At 45.2% G+C, this 22,486-nt stretch carries 19 protein-coding genes; 11 read left to right on the plus strand and 8 right to left on the minus strand.

The features are described from left to right. Positions 1–28: 28 nt before the first annotated feature. The 5 genes from M2137_RS09345 (at position 29) to M2137_RS09365 (ending at position 7,511) form a co-directional block, all read left to right on the plus strand. On the plus strand, positions 29–2,164 hold the full coding sequence (locus M2137_RS09345) for a RagB/SusD family nutrient uptake outer membrane protein (RefSeq protein ID WP_280766161.1): 2,136 nt from the start codon (positions 29–31) through the stop codon (positions 2,162–2,164). A gap of 335 nt (positions 2,165–2,499) precedes the next feature. Continuing rightward, the gene (locus M2137_RS09350; RefSeq protein ID WP_280766162.1) at positions 2,500–3,099 is read left to right on the plus strand and encodes a rhomboid family intramembrane serine protease; all 600 of its coding nucleotides are present in this window, start codon (positions 2,500–2,502) and stop codon (positions 3,097–3,099) included. Positions 3,100–3,150: 51 nt separating this feature from the next. Continuing rightward, entirely contained in the window at positions 3,151–4,605 is a 1,455-nt protein-coding gene (locus M2137_RS09355) for a hypothetical protein (RefSeq protein ID WP_280766163.1), read from the plus strand. Continuing rightward, positions 4,577–5,956 carry a GDSL-type esterase/lipase family protein gene (locus tag M2137_RS09360; protein ID WP_280766164.1) on the plus strand — a complete coding sequence of 460 codons (1,380 nt, stop codon included), beginning with the start codon at positions 4,577–4,579 and terminating at the stop codon, positions 5,954–5,956. The genes M2137_RS09355 and M2137_RS09360 overlap by 29 nt, the downstream gene beginning before the upstream one ends. Further along, the gene (locus M2137_RS09365) at positions 5,943–7,511 is read left to right on the plus strand and encodes an MBOAT family protein (protein WP_280766165.1); all 1,569 of its coding nucleotides are present in this window, start codon (positions 5,943–5,945) and stop codon (positions 7,509–7,511) included. Before M2137_RS09360 ends, M2137_RS09365 begins: the two co-directional genes overlap by 14 nt. Before the next feature lie 82 nt (positions 7,512–7,593). Here the strand turns inward: M2137_RS09365 and M2137_RS09370 are convergent, their stop codons facing one another. The 3 genes from M2137_RS09370 to M2137_RS09380 all read right to left on the minus strand — a co-directional run bounded on the left by M2137_RS09370 (position 7,594) and on the right by M2137_RS09380 (position 10,758). Continuing rightward, positions 7,594–7,905 carry a heavy-metal-associated domain-containing protein gene (locus tag M2137_RS09370; protein ID WP_280766166.1) on the minus strand — a complete coding sequence of 104 codons (312 nt, stop codon included), beginning with the start codon at positions 7,903–7,905 and terminating at the stop codon, positions 7,594–7,596. A gap of 34 nt (positions 7,906–7,939) precedes the next feature. Beyond that, complete coding sequence (locus tag M2137_RS09375) at positions 7,940–10,135, minus strand: TonB-dependent receptor (RefSeq protein ID WP_280766167.1); 2,196 nt, start codon at positions 10,133–10,135, stop codon at positions 7,940–7,942. Positions 10,136–10,320: 185 nt separating this feature from the next. Then, complete coding sequence (locus tag M2137_RS09380; RefSeq protein WP_280766168.1) at positions 10,321–10,758, minus strand: hypothetical protein; 438 nt, start codon at positions 10,756–10,758, stop codon at positions 10,321–10,323. Positions 10,759–11,257: 499 nt separating this feature from the next. Here M2137_RS09380 and metA point away from each other — a divergent pair, with 499 nt between their 5' ends. From metA to M2137_RS09410, 6 genes are all read left to right on the plus strand, one after another. Further along, on the plus strand, positions 11,258–12,190 hold the full coding sequence (gene metA, locus M2137_RS09385; protein ID WP_280766169.1) for a homoserine O-succinyltransferase: 933 nt from the start codon (positions 11,258–11,260) through the stop codon (positions 12,188–12,190). A 74-nt stretch (positions 12,191–12,264) separates the two neighbouring features. Then, the gene (locus M2137_RS09390; protein ID WP_280766170.1) at positions 12,265–12,594 is read left to right on the plus strand and encodes a type II toxin-antitoxin system RelE/ParE family toxin; all 330 of its coding nucleotides are present in this window, start codon (positions 12,265–12,267) and stop codon (positions 12,592–12,594) included. Continuing rightward, complete coding sequence (locus tag M2137_RS09395; RefSeq protein WP_280766171.1) at positions 12,578–12,886, plus strand: helix-turn-helix transcriptional regulator; 309 nt, start codon at positions 12,578–12,580, stop codon at positions 12,884–12,886. Before M2137_RS09390 ends, M2137_RS09395 begins: the two co-directional genes overlap by 17 nt. A gap of 26 nt (positions 12,887–12,912) precedes the next feature. Next, a complete protein-coding gene (locus M2137_RS09400) occupies positions 12,913–14,751 on the plus strand; it encodes a U32 family peptidase (RefSeq protein WP_280766172.1) in 1,839 nt (612 codons plus the stop codon). A gap of 29 nt (positions 14,752–14,780) precedes the next feature. Further along, a complete protein-coding gene (locus M2137_RS09405; RefSeq protein ID WP_280766173.1) occupies positions 14,781–15,611 on the plus strand; it encodes a peptidylprolyl isomerase in 831 nt (276 codons plus the stop codon). A 79-nt stretch (positions 15,612–15,690) separates the two neighbouring features. Next, positions 15,691–16,245, plus strand: coding sequence for an NAD(P)H-dependent oxidoreductase (locus tag M2137_RS09410; protein ID WP_280766174.1), 555 nt, complete (start codon positions 15,691–15,693; stop codon positions 16,243–16,245). A gap of 14 nt (positions 16,246–16,259) precedes the next feature. On the opposite strand, the gene M2137_RS09415 is transcribed toward M2137_RS09410, so the two are convergent. The 5 genes from M2137_RS09415 to M2137_RS09435 form a co-directional block, all read right to left on the minus strand. Then, on the minus strand, positions 16,260–16,985 hold the full coding sequence (locus M2137_RS09415) for an SDR family NAD(P)-dependent oxidoreductase (RefSeq protein WP_280766175.1): 726 nt from the start codon (positions 16,983–16,985) through the stop codon (positions 16,260–16,262). 2 nt (positions 16,986–16,987) lie between these two features. Further along, entirely contained in the window at positions 16,988–17,698 is a 711-nt protein-coding gene (locus M2137_RS09420; protein ID WP_280766176.1) for an ABC transporter ATP-binding protein, read from the minus strand. 144 nt (positions 17,699–17,842) lie between these two features. Then, on the minus strand, positions 17,843–19,333 hold the full coding sequence (locus M2137_RS09425) for a DUF5687 family protein (protein WP_280766177.1): 1,491 nt from the start codon (positions 19,331–19,333) through the stop codon (positions 17,843–17,845). Between the two features lie 134 nt (positions 19,334–19,467). Then, entirely contained in the window at positions 19,468–20,391 is a 924-nt protein-coding gene (locus M2137_RS09430) for an AraC family transcriptional regulator (RefSeq protein ID WP_280766178.1), read from the minus strand. 163 nt (positions 20,392–20,554) lie between these two features. Continuing rightward, positions 20,555–22,471 (minus strand): ATP-binding protein, encoded by a 1,917-nt coding sequence (locus M2137_RS09435; RefSeq protein ID WP_280766179.1) that lies wholly within the window; start codon positions 22,469–22,471, stop codon positions 20,555–20,557. Between the last annotated feature and the right edge of the window lie 15 nt (positions 22,472–22,486).

The following is a 22,486-nucleotide window of genomic DNA, read 5'->3' on the forward strand; positions in this document are numbered from 1 at the left end:
GATTCAGTAATTTAATAGTAAAATGTATATGAAAAATATAAATAGAAAATTATTCACAGCAGTCGTTGCTTTAGCTGCGATAGGCGGCTTCTCTTCCTGTAGCGAAAGCTTTCTGGATGAAGACTGCAAAACGTCTTATACGACTCAATATTTTGAAACGGAACAAGGACTTCAGGACCTGGCTACCGCGCTTTACGGAAATATACGTTGGCACTTTGGTTACGAATGGGCCTATGGTATCACGTTGTATGGTACAGATGAATTCACAAGTGCAGCCGACTTGACAGCTGAACCCTGGAATTCTTATGATAACCGTTTGCAACCGCTGGATTGTACCAAAGCTTTGGGTGCGGCAAACAATAACTGTCCTCCTGTTTCCGCTTTATGGAACCAGATGTACTACGGTATCTCAACGGCCAATACGATTATTGGTTCAGCCGACAAGGTGACCAATGAAGACATTCGTAACAAATGTTTGGGTGAAGCTTACTTCCTGCGTGCTTACAACTACTATCGTTTGTTTACTCAGTATGGAGGAGTCGTTCTTCAGACATCTGTGGTGCAAGGTGTGGTAAGAACATTTGAACGCGCTTCGGAAGATGAGACGCTGGCGTTGATTATCTCTGACCTGGAACAGGCTTATAATTTATTGCCTACGAACAAATGGCGTGGAACCGGTACGTGGACCAAATACACCGCGGCACACTTCCTGGCAAAAGCGCTGTTGTATCGTCAATCAGAACGTTGCGAAAGCTGGAATAGCAAATACGACGCTTCTACCGACCTGAACAAAGCGATTTCGCTGGCCGACGAAGTAATCTCAGCTTGTCCGCTCGCGGGTGACTACATTAAGTTGTATGCGGAATGGACCGGTACGGACTGTGCGAACGAAAGCCTGGATGAGATTCTGATGTCTTGTCAGCACACCTCTTCAGCAACCGGACGTTATGGTAACCGTACCTATAACTATTTCAACCCGCAGTTCTCTAACTTCTCCGGAGGTTGGGTACAACGTGGTCAATACATCGGTGGTATGGACTTCCAACGTTGTCGTCCGACAGAATATGCCTATTCAATTTTTGATAATGTGAACGACTCTCGTATGTGGAAGACGTTCAAAACGGTTTATGGGTTGAATCATATTGCTAAAAAAGCGGATGATGTGATCAGTACTGTTGGTATATCTGCGGATCAGGTTCCGACTCTTGGCGATCAGGGTATTGTCTTTATCCTAAACAAGAAGGATGATAAGCGCTTCGATAATAAAGCGTATGGTACATTTGGTAATGCAGCCAAGAATACCTCTACATTCGTTAATCCGGAAACAAACAAGTGGGTTCCTAACGCCGCTCCCCTCTATCTGGAAGGAAAATATGCCATGGACCAATATGGTGTAAGCGGTAACGCGGCACAAGCGAATATGTTCTGCGGTATCAATAAGACCGACGATGGTTCACGTACCGGTGAAAAGAGTGACGCACACCGTGACGTGACCATGGCACGTACCGGAGAAACCTATTTGATCAAAGCGGAAGCACAAGTGCGTTTGGGTAAATATTCAGATGCGATTGCTACAGTAAATGCTTTGCGTGCCCGTGCGGAATGGAAATCGGGTGAAGACCGCGAATTCTATACCGATGGTTCTATGGCTTTTGCGAAATCGGCCGGTGGTGACGCGGATAACTCAACCGCTAGCGCGACAACTCCTAAAAAGAATAAAGACGAGTCAGGAAAGATCCTGAACAATATGGAAGCCTTTAATGCCTCATTCATTCAGAAGAGTACCTATTATCTGTCAACCGGTATCGAGCGCACAACAGCTCCTTCCAGCCTGCAGATCGCAAGCCATACACAATTGCCGGCAGAAGACGAAGCGGTGTTGGCTGCTATGGGTGTAAGCGGTGATAAAGAACGTATGATTAACTTCCTCCTGAATGAGCGTACCCGCGAATGTTTGGGCGAATGGAACCGTTGGGAAGATTTGAGCCGTACGAAAACATTGGTGAAACGTGCTAAACTGTACAACCCGGAAGCATCCAAGAATGTGGCTGACAAGCACAACCTGCGTCCGATTCCTCAGGCATTCCTCGACCAGTTGCAAAACGAAGACGGAACCAACCTGACTGACGAACAGAAAGCAGCATGGCAAAACCCGGGATATTAATGAACAGATATTCATCTTATAGAAAAGGCGCCCTTTATGGGGCGCCTTTTTACGTTTACCTCAATAATGTAAACAAACATTAAAATATCTATTTTCGTCAAACCCCCTAATTTACGATTTGTAATTTCAGACCGACTTTGCGCGCAAAAAAGCGGGACTTCGGAGACAAACTCCCGGGAGAAACACTTTTTAACGTATGGATTTGTAAGCAAAACGGGCGTTTTGCTTACAATCGATATTTTAACATTTTCAAAAGTGCTCATATACTGAACGAAGCAATATGATAGACGGCTATCACCTTTTTTGTATCTTTGACCATTAAAAAAACAATACAAATGATAACCTATATACTTATCGCAATTACGTTACTGGTTTCCTTCAACTGCTTTTCGAATCGGAATTGGTTGATGAAACTGGCTTTTATACCTTACCGGACGGTTAAGAATCATGAGTGGTATCGTTTGATCACCCATGGCTTCGTGCATGCAGACTCCATGCATCTATTGATTAATATGTTTACCTTCTGGTCGTTTGGCACCTATATCGAAAAGTATTTCTCCTATATGGGGATGGGGCCTATGGCCTATATCGGATTGTATTTCGGGGGCATGATCGTCGCCTCCCTCTTCGATGTGGTGAAACAGCGTAACAATCCGAATTTTATTTCGGTAGGTGCATCGGGGGCGGTCTCTGCCGTTCTTTTCTCTTCTATTTTGTTCGATCCGTTTGGGAAAATCCTCTTATTTGCCATTTTGCCGATTCCGGGCATTCTGTTCGGCGTTCTCTATCTTGTTTATTGTCAGTATATGGCCAAGAAAGGGGGAGATAACATCAACCATAACGCCCACTTCTACGGGGCGGTCTTCGGCTTTGTCTATCCGATCCTGCTCAATCCGATGTTATTGAAAGGTTTTCTTTCGCACTTCGGACTTTGATTGATTATTTCCTTTTTCTATCTATCTTTGCACCCTCGAAAGAAGATGTGCATGAAGAAAAACAACTATATGGGGCGGCTACTGGCTTTGTTGGCTTTAACAACAGCCATGTGTATTGCTTTATATGGTTTACCAGGAGAAATAGGCGGCATTAAGATCCGAAAGGTCGATCTTCTTTCCGATATTCGTGTGAAACAACAACAGATCTCGCCGCTGGATTCGATCAAACAACTCTTACTACAGCCCGACACATTAGAGGCAGACAGCATCGCAGAACCTGTGGTGGCAGTGAATACAACCCAAACCGATTCCGACGCTTTGCAACGCCGGGACTCATTATATAAAGCTTCGCGGGTGGCCGCCAAAAAGACAGCCGATGTCTATATCGAAGACTTTTCGGAAGGACATGTGGGCTTGAAACGTTTCTTCCGAGCCATAAAGAACTCCTCACAGATGGGACGTCCGGCGCGTGTTGCTTTTATGGGCGATTCGTTTATCGAAGGAGATATTATGGTCGGTGATTTCCGCAGCGCTATGCAAAAGGAGTTTGGCGGTCGAGGGGTTGGTTTTGTGCCTATCACCTCTGTGACGGCTCAGTTTCGCCCGACAGTGGAACATAAAGCCAACGGATGGAAAACCATCTCTATGCTGAAAAACAAGAAAAAGTGTTTTGTGCTTCCCGGAACGGTCTTTCTTCCCGAAAAAGAAAACGCGACTATTTCCCTGAAAAATGTCCGCAATAATGCGCTCCTGCAAGAGGTAGAATCTGTCGGACTGATCTATGAAGAGAACCGGCAGACCCGGGTCGAGCTGGTTTTTACGGATAACGGTTCGACGGATACGATCGCTTCCCAACTTCCTTATACAAACAGGATCACACTGGATCAGATCAAAGGCAATATTACCCAGGCTTCGTACACTTTTACCGAGACAGATGGTTTCCGCGCTTTAGGTGTTGCGCTGGAAGATATGTCGGGCGTTATCGTTGACAACTTCTCCCTAAGAGGGAATTCTGGCATGATACTCGACCGGCTGGATAAGGAAAAATGCCTTGAGTTTGCAGAGATACGTCCGTATGACCTGATCATATTGCAATACGGATTGAATGTGCTCAGTTCGGAGGTGCTCGATTATGGCTGGTATCGTCAACGAATGATCAACGTGGTCGAACATCTGAAGGAATGTTTCCCCGAATCCGATATCCTTCTATTGGGCGTGACCGACAGAAGCCATCAGGTCGATGGAGAATACGAAACAATGCCTGAGGTATTGACGCTGTTGCACGCGCAGCGGCAGATAGCCCAACGCACCGGGATTGCTTTCTGGAATATGTATGAAGCGATGGGTGGAGAAAACAGTATGATACAGTATGTTGAAAAGAACTGGGCCAGCAAGGACTACACCCACTTCAGCTTCCGGGGAGGACGCGAACTGGCCGGTGCCTTGACGAAAGCGATACTCTTTGAAATGAAATTTTATGATGAAGCAGAAACAATACATAACTAACCTGTTTTTTCTGCTTTGCCTAAGTGGAACCATTCTTTGCCTGTCCTCTTTTTCCATGGCAAACATACCAGCTTTCTTACAGGAATGGATTGAAGGAGAAGAGACGATCCCGGTGTTGCCGTTCGAAGTGGATTCGCTTGCTCCGGTCACGATTCCTATGATCGACTCACTCTGTATCTTCGATGATCCGGAATGCTCCTTAGACTCTTTTTTCAGGGAACTGGATCGGTTGTTGGAAAGAAAGGATACAGTTATCAATATTGTTCATCTGGGCGACTCACATATACAGGCAGGCTATTTTAGCGGACGCATGATGAGACGCTTGCACGAAGTGTTTGGTAATGCCGGCAGAGGGTGGATCGCTCCGTTTAAGTTATGCAAGACAAACGAACCCGATGATTATTTTATTAAATCGGTAGTACAGGGCTGGAATACCGGACGCATCATTCAACAAAACCCCAAAGCGCCTGTTGGCCTGGGAGGGATTGGTATTCAGATCGTATCTCCCTCGATCAACCTGGATGTCGTTATCGGACCGGTCAACGGGGCGGGTTATACCTTTAATCAGGCGGTTCTTTACCGTAGCGAAGGCTCCATGCCGATGCTGCCTGTCGGAACATTCAGGGATTCGGTGCGGGTATCCTTCTCCGACACAACTATCCAATCGACTATACTGGCCGATACATTCCATATCTCCTGCCTGACGGATACGCTTCTTATACAAAGTACGCGACGCAAACAGGGAACGGACACCCTGCTTCCGGCATCAGCCTTTTCCAATAGCTATTACGGATTTAATCTGATGAATGGAGGATCGGGCATTCTGTACCATTCCATAGGGGTGAACGGCGCGATGTTCACCCATTATACCAGCCGGGAATACCTGCGCCAGTTAGCCCTATTGAAGCCCTCTCTATTGATTATTTCATTAGGCACGAATGAGAGCTTCGGAAGACGGTTTAATAGCGCGGGATTTACGGAGCAGGTGCGCGATTTTGTTCGCCTATTAAAGCAGGAACTACCCCACACGGCCATCTTATTGACTACTCCGGCTGAGTGTTATAAACGAGTGACAGTAAATAAGAAACGCACCTATGTGCGTAATGAATATATCGAACAGGTGGCTAAAGCGATTGTGCAGGTAGCTCATGAGGAGGGTATCTCCTGCTGGGATCTGTACTCCGTTACGGGAGGCAAAAACTCTTATCGCAAATGGTTTGACAAAAAACTATTCGGCAGCGATCGTATTCACTTCACCAAAGAAGGGTATTATGAACAAGGAGAATTGCTTTTCCGGGCATTTATAAAGAGTTATAATGAGTATATAAATCGTACGCATGTTACATCCTAATTGGTTCCCCTCCTTTTTCTCACCGGAAAACTTTCATTTTTCCACCGAGAAACTGGCGGATCTACTTGTATATCATCGGGAGACTCCCCTACTTTTCAGTAGTGGGTTGTTCTTTTTCCTTTTTATAGGATTCCTGATTATCTATATGTCGCTGCGCAATAACAGGACGGCTCGCTTTGTGTATGTCGTGTTGTTCTCTCTTTATTTCTACTATAAAAGCAGTGGTTTTTGGTTTATTCTGCTCCTGATCACTGCCACTTCCGACTTTTATATTGCGCAGGGAATAACGGGTTTCACTTCTGTTACCAAGAAAAAAATATTGGTTGCGCTTAGCTTGATTATCAATCTGGGTATGCTGGCCTATTTCAAATACTTCAATTTCCTGTATGACATAGGGGTTTCTCTGGTGAACCAGATGGGACATCTCTTCGGAAATGAGGCATGGCAGGCATTGCCGGTGAAGCGGTTCGATATATTCCTCCCGGTAGGGATCTCTTTCTTCACCTTTCAAAGTTTAAGCTATGTGATTGATACCTATCGCGGCAAGCTGCAACCTTTGACGCGATGGATAGATTATCTTTTCTACGTCTCCTTTTTCCCGCAGTTGGTGGCCGGTCCGATTGTGCGCGCCCGCGACTTCATTCCTCAAATGTTCAAGCCGCTAAAGGTGACGAAATCGGAATTTGGAGAAGGGTTGTTCCTGGTCTTTTGCGGGTTGTTCAAGAAGGTGGTGATCTCCGATTATATCAGCATTAATTTTGTCGATCGTATATTTGATGCGCCGTTATTATACACCGGTTTTGAGAATCTCATGGGGGTCTATGGCTATGCCCTGCAGATCTATTGCGACTTCTCCGGGTATTCGGATATGGCTATCGGGATCGCGCTTTTGTTGGGCTTCCGCTTTAATATAAACTTCGACGCACCTTATCAGTCGGCTACCATCACCGAGTTCTGGCGGCGTTGGCATATTTCCCTCTCTTCCTGGCTGAAAGATTATTTATACATCTCCCTGGGAGGCAATCGCAAAGGAAAGATCCGCACCTATCTGAACCTGATGATCACCATGCTATTGGGAGGTCTGTGGCATGGTGCTTCGATGAATTTTATTATATGGGGCGGATTACACGGTGTTTCCCTGGCTGTTCATAAATTTGTCATAGGGCGTTTCAGCAGTTTTAAGAAGGTTGGCGAAGAGATGTCGCCGCTTCGAAGAGTGTTAGGTATTATATTCACCTTTCACTTGGTCTGCCTGGGCTGGATCCTGTTCAGGGCCGATTCCATGCAAACAGCCGGAGAGGTATTGGGACAGATCTTTTCTCATTTCCATCCAGAAATAATAGGACAGTTCATTGCCGGCTACAAAGGTGTTACTTTCTTGATGATCTTAGGCTTTGTTCTTCATTTCACGCCAAGGAGTTGGGATATGAAAGCCCGGAAGTTTGTCACGAATGCCCCGTTGTTTGTACAGGCCTTGATATTGGTTATTCTGATCTTTATCATCATTCAGGTGAAGAGTGCCGGAGTACAACCTTTTATTTACTTCCAGTTTTAACACTCACTTCAAAACAAAAAGGCTGAGTAAAAAGTGATAATCGTTCACTCTTTACCCAGCCCCCGGATATCTTACAAGAGGCCTACTTCGCCTTTTCTTTGACAGGAACGGCCTCCATGCCTATCTTCTTAAAAGCAGCTACAATATCCTTTTCAGATGTTTTGTCCGTACGGTAGGTCACTTCCGCCGTATGGGTAGGCAAGTCGCATTTGAGATCGGTCACGCCCTTTTCAAAGGCGATGTTCTTTTCCACTTTCTTCACGCAGTTAGCACAATCCATGCCTTCTACCTGGAATTTCACTGTCTCCTTGTTACTCTTTTTCTTCGCGTCTTGCGCATTGGCCATTGAGAAGCTGAAAAGCGCGCAAAGCATCAATAATAAAACTCTTTTCATGATAATACATTTTTATTGGTGTGAAAAAATCTTTTTATAAATCTCTGTCTATATTGAAACGCATGCCGATATAAATCGTCCGTCCATGTACCGGTCCCCAGACCATAGAGCCATCGAATAGGTCGCCCCTCGGCTCGTTGGCCTGTATGATAGGGTTCTTCTGGGTGTAATCGAACATGTTTTCTGCTCCGGCATAGACCGACCATCTGCGGAAATACTTCGTGATCTGCGCGTTCCATACCTGATAAGAGCCATAATGCGTATCCCATAACGGATTCGCCTTGTCGGGTTCCGGCATGCGTCCGCCTCCGTTGAATTGCCCGGTCAGGTCGAACTGCCATTTCTTCAAAGGAGTCTGATAGGAGGCTGTTACCAGGCCTTTGTAATCGCTCATAAGCGGCTTACGCATACGGGTAGTCTGACCTTCCGCGTTGCGGTAGTCGGTTTTCGCGTCCGTATAGCGGTAGGCAGCCGTCAAGGTGAAGCCACGGAAGAAGGGATAAGTCGCCTCGATCTGGTAGCTATTGGAATAGGATTTTCCATCCAGGTTATAGAAACGAACAGCATGCGGATCGCTATCCATATCGACCACTACCTGCTTGAGGAAATTGGTATAATACCATTCCGCATTCAGGGTCAGCTCTTTGCCGAACAAAGGGATGTAAAACGATGCATTCAATCCGGTATTCCAAGCCTCTTCCTGATCCAGGTTATCGGCAATATCCATCCGGCGACTGCTGGCCAACAGGTAGTTATTCTCCGCCAACACATTCGCCGTGCGGAAACCTTTCCCGGCAGAAGCGCGTAGGTTCAACCATTCGGTCGGATTATACTTCAGGTGAATACGTGGTGTTACAAAGAAATCATACAACGAGCTATAGTCGGCACGCACGCCTGCCAGCATGATAAACTTATCATTCAGGTTGTAGGTGTACTGCACATAGGCACCGGGCACCACCTCCGAACGATTAAATTCATTCACCGTTCCCGCTTGCGTCAGATTCTCCGTGAAGCCATCGTAATTAAGGCTTAAGCCGGTGCTCAGGCTATGAGCCGGCGAGAACTCCTTTTCATACAATAGGCTGGCATACACATTGTTCTGATAAATATTGTAGGGCGTACGGTCATACATCGACTTCTGCTCATGGTAGGATCCGGACAGGATCAACGCCATGCTTTCTACCTGCTCCGTATCGATAATATAGGCCTGTTTGGTGAATCCCTCCACCCGGTTGGTATTGAGCTTGATCTGATAGGGATCGGCGATTCCTTTGTTGGTCACCTGCCCACCCGTACGGTTTTCATGCAGATAGCGCACCCCGTATTGAGCCACATAATTATCGGTTTTATGATACCAGCGGTTCATCAGATTGACCTGTTCCTTCAACGGCATATCGAGGAAACCATCGTCGTTAGCGTCATGCTGCTTACTATCGTTCGAATAATGTACCAACAACCCGGTCGACACATTCTCATTGATATGCCAGGAAGCATCCGCATTACCCTCATATCGCCCGGCATCGCTGGCAAACAGGTTGGCCGAAACGATATCCGCCGTGGGAGGCTTTTTGAATTCCACATTGATCTGACCGGCCAGGGCTTCATAGCCATTCTTCACCGAAGAGGTTCCTTTCGACACCTGTATGCTCTCCATCCAGGCTCCGGGCACATAATCCAAGCCATACAGCGAGGCAGCTCCCCGGAAGTTCGGATAGTTTTCCGTCAACATCTGCACATAGGTACCCGACAAACCCAATAGTTTGATCTGCCGCGCACCGGTTGAAGCATCGGCATAAGAGACATCCACCGAAGGATTGGTCTCGAAGCTTTCCGCCAGGTTGCAACAAGCCGCACGGCATAATTCGTCATAGGTGATTTTCTGTGTCTGCACCACACTGGTACGGGAAGCTATCGTCCCCATACGGCGCTCGCTTACAACCACCTCCTGCAGTTCCACTACGCTCTTCAGATTGATACGCAACGGTTCTGTTGGGTTGGCAACAGTCAATATCTCTGTGGTATATCCAATATAACTGATCACCAGGCGCTGGCTGTTAGCCTTGGGTGCCAGTTCAAAATAGCCGTCTATATTCGAGGTGGTTCCCGTCTGGGTTCCCTCCCAATAGACATTGGCTCCGATCACAGGCTGATTACTTTCATCATATACATAGCCTTTGACAACATTCCCTTCGGCAAGAGCTGTCGTCAAAAAGACTATATTAACAAACATACTTAATATAAATTGTCTGAACATTTTTCTTTTGATTTAATTTTATTTTCGGAAATACTCACTGGGCCATCCTGGAAAGCCCAATAAGCCGCCATAAGCTAAACCGATACCCAAAGGCAAAAAGCCCTTTCAGGCGTATAGGTAAAGCCCATCGCTTCCTAAGGCACACAAATGCCTCTACCCCGCTAAATCAAAAGAGTAGTCAGCAAAGAAAGATATGTCTCCGGCGGGAGTGGCGGACCATTCGGCAGAACCGCCTCCATTTTGCTGGCTATAGGAAAGAGAGTTGTAGATAAAAGTGATCCGTCTATCACAAACAGATCGATCACAATCGGATCAAGGTTTTGCTTAGCCACCTGTTCGAAGTCCCAGTCGAAATAGACTCTTTCCAAATCGCAACACATTTCATTGGAATGGCTAATGGCGTTTGTGCCCGCCTCAAAAACCGGTACTTCATCATGGCTATGCCCATGTATTTCGCAGCATTTCTCAGAAGTCAATACTTCTACACCGGCATCCCGGCAATCATTGCAGCAAAAAGAGATAATATTGACACCGGCTCCTCCGTAAAAGACCAGAATAGCCATCAAAAAAGTGAATGTATATGTCAATATCTTCTTCATTGTTAGCAAAGATAGGCGCTTTTGTTATAAAACAGGCTTTTTTTTAATAATATTAACTATGGGTCATGCGGCCTGATAACTGTTCAGCCAAAGTCCGCAAGGACTTTCATTTTGGATAACCCCGGGTGCCAACCCGGGGTTATGGATTACTCCCCACTCTGAACCCCGAAATGGGTTCAACCCGCTACGGGGCTGTTTTATTATTATTAATTTATGTTAATTTACCTGTTTCGTCAAAAACCTCCAATTTACGATTTGTAATTTCCGCCCGACTTTGCGCGCAAAAAAGCGGGACTTCGGAGACAAACTCCCGGGAGAAACACTTTTTAACGTATGGATTTGTAAGCAAAACAGCCGTTTTGCTTACAATCGACATTTTAACATTTGCGAAATAAGCCATCTTTCTCCGTCCTCTCTTTTTTCTGTTTTGAAAATAAAACGTAAATCGATAATACAGCCTAAAAACACTATCTTTGCATCATATAAAACAACTACTATTATGCCATTAAACGTACAAGAAAATCTGCCGGCGATTGAATTGCTCAAACAAGAACATATTTTTGTGATTGATTCGCTTCGGGCGGCCACACAGGATATTCGCCCTTTGAAGGTAGTGGTATTGAATCTTATGCCGCTGAAAATCACCACCGAGACCGACCTGGTGCGTTTGTTAAGCAACACCCCTTTGCAGGTGGAGATGGAGTTTATGAAGATAGAGGGACATACACCCAAGAATACACCCATCGAACATATGCAGGCGTTCTATAAAACGTTTGAAGAGATGGCCGACCAGTATTACGACGGCATGATTATCACAGGCGCTCCTGTGGAGTTGATGCCTTTCGAGGAGGTGAACTACTGGGATGAACTGATGCGTATATTCGATTGGGCACGGACGCATGTGACCTCTACCCTGTATATTTGTTGGGCGGCTCAGGCGGGATTATACCATTTTTATGATGTACCTAAATACGAGCTTCCGGCCAAGATGTTTGGTGTATTCCGCCACACCCTGCGCGAGCCTTATCTCCCTATTTTCAGAGGCTTCGACGAAGAGTTTTTTGTTCCTCACAGCCGTCATACCGAGATACGCCGGGAGGATATTGTGAAGAACAAGGAGTTGACGCTTCTGTCCGAAAGCGAAGAGTCGGGTGTCTATATGGTGATGTCGCGGGGAGGAAGAGAGTTCTACGTGACCGGCCATTCGGAGTATTCGCCTTATACGTTGAACGACGAATATATACGCGACAAGCAGAAGGGGCTTCCGATCAATATACCGCATAACTATTACCGCAACGATAACCCGGCACAAGGGCCTGTGGTGCGTTGGCGGGGACATGCCAATCTATTGTTCAACAACTGGTTGAATTACTATGTCTACCAGGAAACGCCCTATAATATTGAAGATATAAAATACTTGGGGGATTTGTGATTGATTTATTCTATTAGAATCATATTTCTTTTCCAAAAGTTGCTCAACTGGTAAACTTTTACTATTTTTACCCGATGAAAAGAGAGATTATCGCATACGGTAACTATTATGATGATTTCATAAACTCTTTGACGGATGCTGAACGAAAAAAAGTACACTATATTCTTGATCTGTTAGGAACTGAAGATCGTGTGAGTACAAAGTTTGTGAAGTATATCCGTGATGAATTGTTTGAGTTGAGGGCGATGTATAATAGTAATATTTACCGCATTTTTTTCATTTTTGATGAGGGCAAGATAGTTGTTCTTTTTAATGGGTTTCAGAAAAAGACCCAGGAAACACCGGAAAAGGAGATTCAAAAAGCATTACGTATAAAGAAGGAGTATTATGCAAATAAAGAGTAAAACAAGAAGTATCAGTGTAGAGTTGGATGAACTCTATGGAAAAGAAGGTACTCCTGAAAGGGATGCTTTCAGAAGAGAAGCATATGCCTATTATACAGGCCAAATCATTGAACAGGCGAGGAAAGAGGCTAATATGACGCAAGCAGAGTTAGCTGCGAAAATAGGCAGCAATAAATCATACATCTCTCGCGTGGAAACTGGGAGAACCGAACCGAAAGTATCAACGTTTTATCGAATGGCATCTGCTTTAGGACTTAGCGTGGAATTAACTCCAACAGTTCAATTGCCATAACAGGAGGATGATTTAGACGCCTTCTTATGAAACATCAAAAACAAATAGAATTATTAGCCCCTGCCAAAGACTTGGTTAGCGGGAAGGAGGCTATCCTGCACGGGGCGGACGCGGTTTATATCGGTGCGCCCAAGTTTAGTGCCCGGGCGGCGGCAGGCAATTCGGTAGAGGATATTCGTCAGCTCTGTGCCTTTGCGCATATCTATGATGCCCGTATTTACATTGCTTTGAACACGATCCTAAAAGATGAAGAGCTGGAGGAGACGGAAAAGCTGATTGGGGAGTTATATAGGGCGGGAGCCGATGCTCTTATTGTGCAGGATATGGGCATTGCTATGTTGGATATACCGCCTATTCCATTGCACGCAAGCACGCAAATGGATAACCGGACGGTGGAAAAGGTGCAGTTTCTGGAGGAAAGCGGCTTCGACCAAGTGGTCTTAGCGCGCGAGCTTGCCTTGCCTCAGATACGGGAGATCGCGGAGCATACATCGGTCAACCTGGAGGTGTTTGTACATGGCGCCTTATGCGTGAGTTATAGCGGATTGTGTTATCTGAGCGCTGCCCTGAGTGGGCGGAGTGCCAACCGGGGCGAGTGTGCGCAGTACTGCCGTCTTCCTTACGATCTGATCGATAGTAACGACACGCCGATCCTTTTCCAAAAGCATTTGTTATCATTGAAAGATATGAACCGTTCGGCGGAACTAGAGGCCTTATTGGACGCCGGTGTCACCTCTTTCAAGATCGAAGGGCGGTTGAAAGATGTCTCGTATGTAAAAAATATAACCGCCTATTACCGGAAGAAGCTGGATGCGATACTGGCGCACCGACCGGAATACCGGCGTTCGTCGGCTGGACAGAGCCGGTATACGTTTGAGCCTGTTCCGGAAAAGAGTTTTAATCGCGGATTTACATCCTATTGGTTAGATAAGCGAAGTAAAGATATCACCTCGTTTGATACACCGAAGTCGATAGGCGAAGCGGTCGGAACGGTGAAAGAGATCAAAGGCAATTCCTTTACGGTAGCCGGTGTGAAGTCATTACATAATGGCGACGGACTGGTCTTCTTTAATCCGAAAGGCGAACTGGAAGGCTTTCGGGTAAACAGAGTAGAGGACAATCGTGTTTTTCCGGCCGACATGCCTAAGATTCAACCTAAGACACCGCTTTACCGGAATATGGATCAAGAGTTCGAGAAGCTGTTGGATAAGCCTTCAGCCACACGGAAGATAGCGGTGGATATCGCATTCGCGGATTATGCGCTGGGGTTCACCCTGGGTATGACCGACGAGACAGGCGCCCGGGTAGAGATTCCGTTTCCCTGCGAAAAGGAGGAGGCGCGCTCTGACCAGCGGAAGAATATAGAGACGCAATTGGCCAAATTGGGGAATACGCCCTTTGAAGCGCGAAATGTGACGGTTGGGTTGACCAAGAACTGGTTTATCCCTTCTTCGGTGTTGAATGAGATGCGTCGTCAGGTGGTCGATCAATTATTGATGGCTCGTCGGATGCGTTACCCAGCGCTATCTGCGCGCCCCGCCATGCGAAGAAATTCGGCTGTAACCTATCCACAGACGACACTTTCCTATCTGGGAAATATATATAATGAAAAGGCGGCTTCGTATTATAAGATCCATGGCGTAGATAAGATTGAACCGGCCTTTGAAAAGGAAAATAAAAAAGAGGCGCCGCTGATGTTCACGAAGCATTGCCTTCGTTATTCGCTCGGATGGTGCCCGGTATGGCAGAAAGAGGCATCGCCTTACCAGGAGCCCTATTTCCTGGTTTACAAAGAGAATCGCCTGCGATTGGAATTTGACTGTAAAGCGTGCGAAATGAAGGTTTTCTTGGATGAAAGCCGATAATATATGTTAATTACTAAATCTATATTCAAATGAAAAATCAACTTTTTATTCTTGTATTTTTAGTGGGAATGATGTGTGCAGGTTGCTCTGGCAAGCAAAAACCATTGGATCCGGAAAAACCGGTGTATGTAACGGTTAAAACCTCTATGGGCAATGTGACGGTATTGCTTTACGATGACACTCCCTTGCATAAGGAGAATTTTATTCGTTTGTGTCAGGAAGGAACTTATGACGGTGTTTTATTCCATCGTATTGTCAAGGACTTTGTGGTGCAAGGAGGCGATCCGACCAGCAAAGAACGTGAGCCGGGTGTTCGTTATGGTGGAAACAGTGGCGGATATACGGTGCCGGCAGAGATCATGCCTCACTACTTCAACAAACGAGGTGCCCTGATCGACGCCAAGCAGGGTGACGATGTAAATCCGGAGCGTGCTTCTGCCGGGACGCAATTCTGCTTCCTGCAGGGAAAGATACAGACCGATGAAGAACTGGATAAAATAGAGGTGCGCATCAACGATATACGCCGCAACTGGTTGTATCACAAATTTAAAAAAGAATTACAAGAGAAGGATGCTTCCTGGAAAGAGGCTGAGAAGGCAGAAGAACTGGAAATCCAGTTGTCGCTTATGATTATGGATGAGATAGAACGCCTGGGTGGCGCTTATGTGATACCGGCAGATCAGCGTGAGGTGTATAAGACAATCGGCGGATCGCCTCATCTGGATGGCTCGGTTACTATCTTCGGCGAAGTGGTGAAAGGGCTCGATGTGGTAGAGAAGATGTCTTTGGTGGAAAGGGATGAGTTCGACCGTCCGTTGGAGGATGTCTATGTGATCTCTACCAAGGTGTTTCAGAAATAAGCGGCTCTTTTCCTAAACAAAAGCGGTCAAAATATCGTTCTATAAATAGTATGTAGTTATAATTTATAGAACGAAAAAAATGAAACAGATTGCAATTATATCCGCGAGTATCCGGGATGGAAGGCTTAGCCATCGGGTGGCTCTTTTTATGAAGAAGTATATGGAAGAAAACCAGTTGGCGAAGGTGGATATCCTGGATCTGAAAGCCTACGATTTTCCTTTGTTTACGGAACGGTTGATGTATCAGAAGAACCCCACCGCGCAGGTGTTGGATTATGTAGAACGATTCAACCGGGCGGATGCTATTATCATTGTCTCTCCGGTGTATAATACCAGTTTCCCGGCTGCCCTGAAGAATGTGATCGACCTCTTAGTGAAAGAGTGGCGCGACAAGGTGGTGGCTGTCTCCTCGGTGACCTATGGCACGAATGCCGGTATAGCGACCGTGAAAGAGATTCAAGCGCTTATGCTTTATATGGGAGCTCAGGTGGTGCCCGCCTCTTTTACCGCGTTAAACGCTGGAACGGAATACGATGAAGCGGGGAGTCCGGCGGATCCCGAAACGGCAAACAAACGGGTCGGAGGTTTTATCCGCAAGCTTTTGTTATTGGCAGAGCAGACAAAGAGAGCATAACCTGTTCAGACTGATCAGGTGTGAATAGGCAGCCTTTCCCAGATCCATAAGGGGATGAACCGCCAAAAGAAAACCAATAGATTGTATTTCCAGTCTATGATTACACGGCGCTTCTTTTTAAGGAGCGCCTTTTCTATTTGGCAAGCTACCTTCTCCGGCTTCAATTGGAGCGGGAAAGATTGGTTTTTCAATAGGTCGGTGCTGACAAATCCCGGACGGATATCGGTGAAACGAATGGGGATTTTATTCATTCGGGCTAACTGGGCAAGGGCGTCTATATAGGTGTTCTGATAGCGTTTGGTGGCTGAATAGGCGGGGGAGGCACCCAATCCCTTCGTGCCGGCAATGGAACTGATCACGGCTATATGTCCTTTGCCCTGTTGTTTGAAATAGTGAAACGCCGAATCGACCATTTGCGTGAAGCCTTTGACGTTGGTTTCAACGGTTTTCATTTCCACTTCCGGATTCAATGACGGGTTATACCACCCGACTCCCGAGCTCAGAAAGAAGATATCCATGCCACCCAGTTTGTCGATCAAGGCATATAGACGTTCGGGAGCATCCGCGGCTGTTACGTCGATTGGTTCGGTTTCTACCTGCCCGGGCGCTTCGTTTCGGATAGACTCCAACAGTTCTTGCCGACGTCCGGCAACACCTACCCGCCAGCCTTGTTGGATGAAAAGGCGGGCGACCTCCCGTCCAATGCCTGACGTAGCTCCTACAATGACGATTCGTTTCATGTCTATTCGATGCTTTTCTCCAGAAAATAGGCATTGAGCTCGGCGGTGGCTGCCGGCGAATTGTCCATATCTTTCACGATCTTCCCGTTTTCAAGCAAGACTACACGATTGGAAATATCGGTGGTGTAGTTCAGGTTATGGCTTGAAATCAGGATTGTTGTCTTCTCCGTTTCATTCATCTGCCGGATCATATCGCGTATCTCCATCTGCGAAGAGGGGTCGAGGAAGTTGAAGGGCTCGTCGAGTATCAACAGCTGCGGACGGATCATCATGGCGGCCATGATACCGATCTTTTGTTTGTTACCTGCCGAGAAGTTGCGGATATACTTTTTTTGTCCCAGAATTTCACTGTTCATAAAGCGGCCGAATGGGGCTAATCGTTCGTTTACATCCTCTTTATTCAGCTGATAGGTCTGTCCCACGAAGTAGAAATACTCTTCAGGCGTCAGGAAATCAATCAGGAAGCGGTTGTCTAAGAAAGAGCCGGTATAGTTTTTCCAGTCTTCGCTTTTAGCCACATCGACTCCTTTACTTAACACATACCCGCTGTCGGCCTTCAACAGATCCAGGATAAGACGGAACAAGGTTGTTTTACCGGCTCCGTTATTGCCTACCAGTCCCAATAGCGTACCTTCCTCAATATTTAACTCAGGAATATCTATCGCTACTTTATTGCCAAATCGTTTTGTCAGATCTTTTATTGTAATGTCCATTTTATTAATTGATAATTGATAGTTGATAATTGATAATTAATCGCTTTACGCTTTTGCTTTAGGTGATCTTCGATTCTTTATTCATCGCTCTTCATTCTTTAAGCGGTCTTCGATTCTTTACTCTTCACTCTTCATTCTTCATTCTTAAGCGTTGCTCCGGAAGCCTTCCATATTGCGGTATTTTCGTTTCAGAAAGCGGTTGTACGTCCAGCGAAGCCAGGATTTTGCCGTGATAGTGAAGAGCAATCCCATGCCCAGCATATAATAGTTGGCAATTGTTTCATTGAAGATTCCGGCGATAATCATCGCGATGATAACCGGGAGGAACATACCCAGCATAGTTACGACCAGCATATTACCGGAGGTGCCTTTCCAATTCATCGCCCCTCCGTCAAAAAGATCGAAGTAGCTTTTGTTGTACACAGCATTCTGAAACATCAGGAAATAAAGGAAGCCAATGGAATAGAAGAACACCGAGATAAGGAAAAAGAAATCGAGCTTACCCATAAATACGGGAACCATAAGAATCAATGTTGTTAATACCGAGCAAGCGCTGTAGAATATGTATTTCCCTTTCAACAGGTTAAGGATCGAGTGCTTGCGTGCCATCAATCCGTCGAAGAAAGAAGATTCGGAGGTGAACATGTATTGCGACATAATCAATCCCAGGAATCCAACTAAGAAAATACTGAAGAAGAGCTTGGAAAAGTAGATCCGGTTAAACTGTGAATCCGCACTGAACAGCATAAAAAAGTAGAAGACAAAGAAGAATCCCATCATATACATCTGCTGTTTCAAGCGCTTGGATCGAAATATCATTTTAATCTCTGTCTGGATAAACTCTCCTTTTTCTCCCAGTTTGTCGAGGAAAGAGAGGCCGGTAAAGGCTGCTGCCTCCTTCACCTTCTTGCCTTGTAGCTCCCGGTACACTTCCTGGCGCATAAACCGTTGGTTCAGTTTCCATAAAACAAACAACATAGCGATCTCAGCCAACCAGACGAACAGGTTCTTTTCCAATAGCCAATCGCCTACCTTTACCGTGAACTCACCGATGGGCGACCAGGAGGGAATGGTTAAAGCAAACAGGCCGGCAACCACTAAGAAAGGAAGATAATAGAGCCATCCATTTATCTTTTGCAGTTGATTTACCATATTGGCCAGAAGGCTGTTGCCTACACACAATAGATAGAAGAAAAGGATATACAGGACTGCCGAAAAGAATCCGAAATAGGGTGTGATCGCTTTCAATCCGAAAGGAATAACCAGGAAGAACAAATAGAGATTCCAGATGTTGGAAAACTCTTTTATCAACAGGAAGTTGAACAACTTATTCCGCTTGATCGGCAGTGTGAGATAGGGAGCAATCTGCATGGAATTGCTCTGCTTCATGGTGTACTTCAGGGTGAAATCGAACAGAAATAATGGGAAAAGAATGTAATTGAACGTGTCGATGGCGTATGTATATTCGCCGACATCCAATAATATTTGTTCAAGCAGGAAGCCGACCGACATCAATTGAAGCCCCAGAATCCCGAAAATAACGAACATAAATACTTTCACTCCCATATTGCGCTCGAACATAGAGTGGCGTCTGAAAGCCTTCCACTGATGGCTTTGAAGTTCTTTTTCTAACATTGATTTACTGTGTTTGCTTTACTTTTTTCTTTAATCAGTCGCAAACAAACACATTTTCTTACAAAAAGAGAGGAAAAAAACATTTTTTTTCCTCTCTGTCAAATGAAAAAGTATAGATTGGCTTGTTTTGCCGGTTAAATGGCCATAGCAGGTGCATGTTCCAACCGGCGGTATTCCAAGGGAGACATGCCCAGGTATTTCTTAAAAAACTTACCGAAAGTAGACTGATCGGAGAAGTTCAGCCGGTAAGCAATTTGCTGAACAGGTTCTTGTGTTGTCTTTAACAATTTGCGTGCCTCCATCAACAAGGTATCATCTATCCACTTATTGGTCGTTTTCCCGGTCAGTTTTTTGATGATCAACGTAAGGTATTGCGGAGAAACAAATAGTTTTTCGGCATAAAACCCAACTTCATGCTCTTCTTTGTAGTGTTCCAGCAGCAGATCCATAAATTGAATAAACAATTCCTCCTTACGACTGAAAGTTAATGTATTATACTCCTCCCGACTATTGAGTATATGTGTCAGATCGAATACAAATGATTTGAAACTAATGAACACGAACTCTTTGTAAAAAGAGGATTCCTTTTGCCCGCAGACTTTGATTTTGAGTGTATTAAAACTTTGATTTATCATTTCGCATTCGTCCGGCATAAGCGGTATCTTGATCCACTGCTTGATAAACAAACGATTATAGAAAGCAAGTATCTTCTTGTTCGAAATACATTCGTCCATAAAACTCTTTTTGACAATCAATACACGTGCATTAAAGTCAGGAGTGTATTTGTTGATCTGCAAATCGCTTAAAGAAGAGACAAAGCAGCAGGTATGACTTTCCATCGCGATGAGTTTGTTGTTTATGCTTAAGGAACAGCTACCTTTCTCAACCCAGAATAGGGTGATCATATCTGTTTCTTTTCCCAGAGTTTCCACCTTCTCCATATTTTCGAATGAGAAGTCCTTATCAGCTTCCAACAGACCTAATACCTTTTCATAGGAGCTAAATGAATTCCCCTGTTTCCTGTTCTCTTTTTGACTAATACACATACCCTGTTCCATGATTCAATTTGTTTGTTAACCTAACTCTTATGCCTTGTAAATGTTATTCATCTGCGAATATACAAGGCATGAAGTAGTCCGACCAAATTTGTTTGACAACTGGACGTTCTCTTTTGATAAGAGGGGAGAATGTATTTAGCCTAAGGAAATGGCAGGTTTGTCCCTATATATAAGCCACGATAGCGTCTCTCAAGCGAGAGCTGGTGAAAGGTTTCAATACCACATCGTTACCACCTGCTTTAAACGCAAACTCCTGGTCGATATAATTCCCATGCGTAGTCATAGCAATGATAGGTATTGTAATCGAAAACTCCCTGAGCTTTTTAATGGTTTCTACTCCTTCGCCTTGTGGGATGGAAATGTTGATCAGGAAAAGATCGGGCTTTTCGGACACAAACAGGTCGACTGTTTCGCTTTTTGTTCTCGTTTGCGACAGGGAGTAATTACTACCAAGAATGTCATTGACCGCATTGAATTCCTCATCGTTTGGTTCGAGCACCACGATTCTTTTCTTTCTCGAATCAGAGGAGTCCGATCGGTTGGTGGTGATGGTATGATTCGAGATAGCTACCGACGCTTCTTCCGCCGAAGTGTATATGGGCAGGGTAAAGGTGAAGATACTGCCTTCTCCATAAACAGAAGAGGCTCCGATACGTCCCCCCATGTGTTCGACTAAGTTTTTCGAAATGACCAATCCCAATCCGGTACCCTGAACAAAGCTGTTCAGTTTCTCGAATCGCTGGAAGAGATAGGGCATTTTATCCTCCGGAATACCGGAACCTGAATCGCTAACGGAGAAGCAGAGTTCCTCCTTCTCGGCGTCCAGACGTAATATAATATGTCCTTTCGTCGTATGTTTTATGGCGTTAGAAAGAAAATTAAATAAAACTTGTTTTATCCTGTTCGAATCGGAATAGGTTCGAATGGGTTCGGTCGGTGCAATGACGATAAATTCGACATCCGGTTTCATTCTCATATTATGCACCTCTACAACGTCTTGAATAAGTGCATTGATATCTATTTCCCGCACATTGATCTCGATCTTACCCGACTCAATGCGGGAGATGTCTAAGATATCATTGATAATCTGGAGCAAAAGATCACTATTCTTTCGAATGATGCCTATAAACTCCTCCCGGTTTTCGGGATCATCTTCCGCCGCTAATATCTCCGAGAAGCCGATAATCGCATTTAACGGCGTGCGTATTTCGTGGCTCATATTGGCCAGGAAGGTCGATTTCATTTTATTAGACTCTTCCTGTTTCCGTACTTCCACCAATTCTTCCACCCGCCGGATACGGTCGCCAATATCCTGTATCATGGCTAATACCATATTCTCTTTATAGGGTACGATGCGCGCCTGATAATAGAAACGAAGATTATTCAATTCGACAGGATATTCCAATTCGCGCAGCTGTCCGTCTTTCAGGCAACCGTGAATATTATGTATGAGCAGTTCGCTCACTTCGGGCGAGTAGATATGCCGCCCGTCCATCCCGATCAATTCTTTCATGCTATGGAGTAAAGTCATGCTGTCAGGCATGAACACCTCTCTGAGGAAGAATTTATCATCAAACACGAAGATAAAACCGGGCTGGGCTTCGTTCATCGCCTTGTAAAGAACTTCCAATTGCTTGATTTGCCTCTCTTTTTCCAGCGTTTTGTCTATGTTCGTCGTATATCCAATGATTTTTTCTGCCGCGTCACTGTCCTCTTCAAGAATGGCATAGAAATGATCTTCCAACCAGGCGATTTCACCCTGAGGCCCTATCGCGCGGTATCTGATTTTCTGGGATTTCCCTTTTTGTGTCTGGGCTAAACGAAATATTTCCCGAAGTTTCGGCTGGTCTTCCGGATGTATATGATCCTCCAGCTTTACCAAGTCGTCATATCGCAACCCGATTTTATCAAGTCCAAGTATATGCAGGAAATCATTCAGGTATTTCATGCCCGTAGTTTCCGTATCAAACTCCCACAAACCGATATGGTGATTGGATAAAATAGAGGTTACTTTTTGAAAGTATTCCTTTAACAAGTCAGGGTCATTCTCGGGAACTGAAAAATACTTTAGCGCGTCCATCCTTTGAAATTTAGG

It is taken from the genome of Parabacteroides sp. PFB2-10 (assembly GCF_029893085.1).
Classification (GTDB): Bacteria; Bacteroidota; Bacteroidia; order Bacteroidales; family Tannerellaceae; genus QVMG01.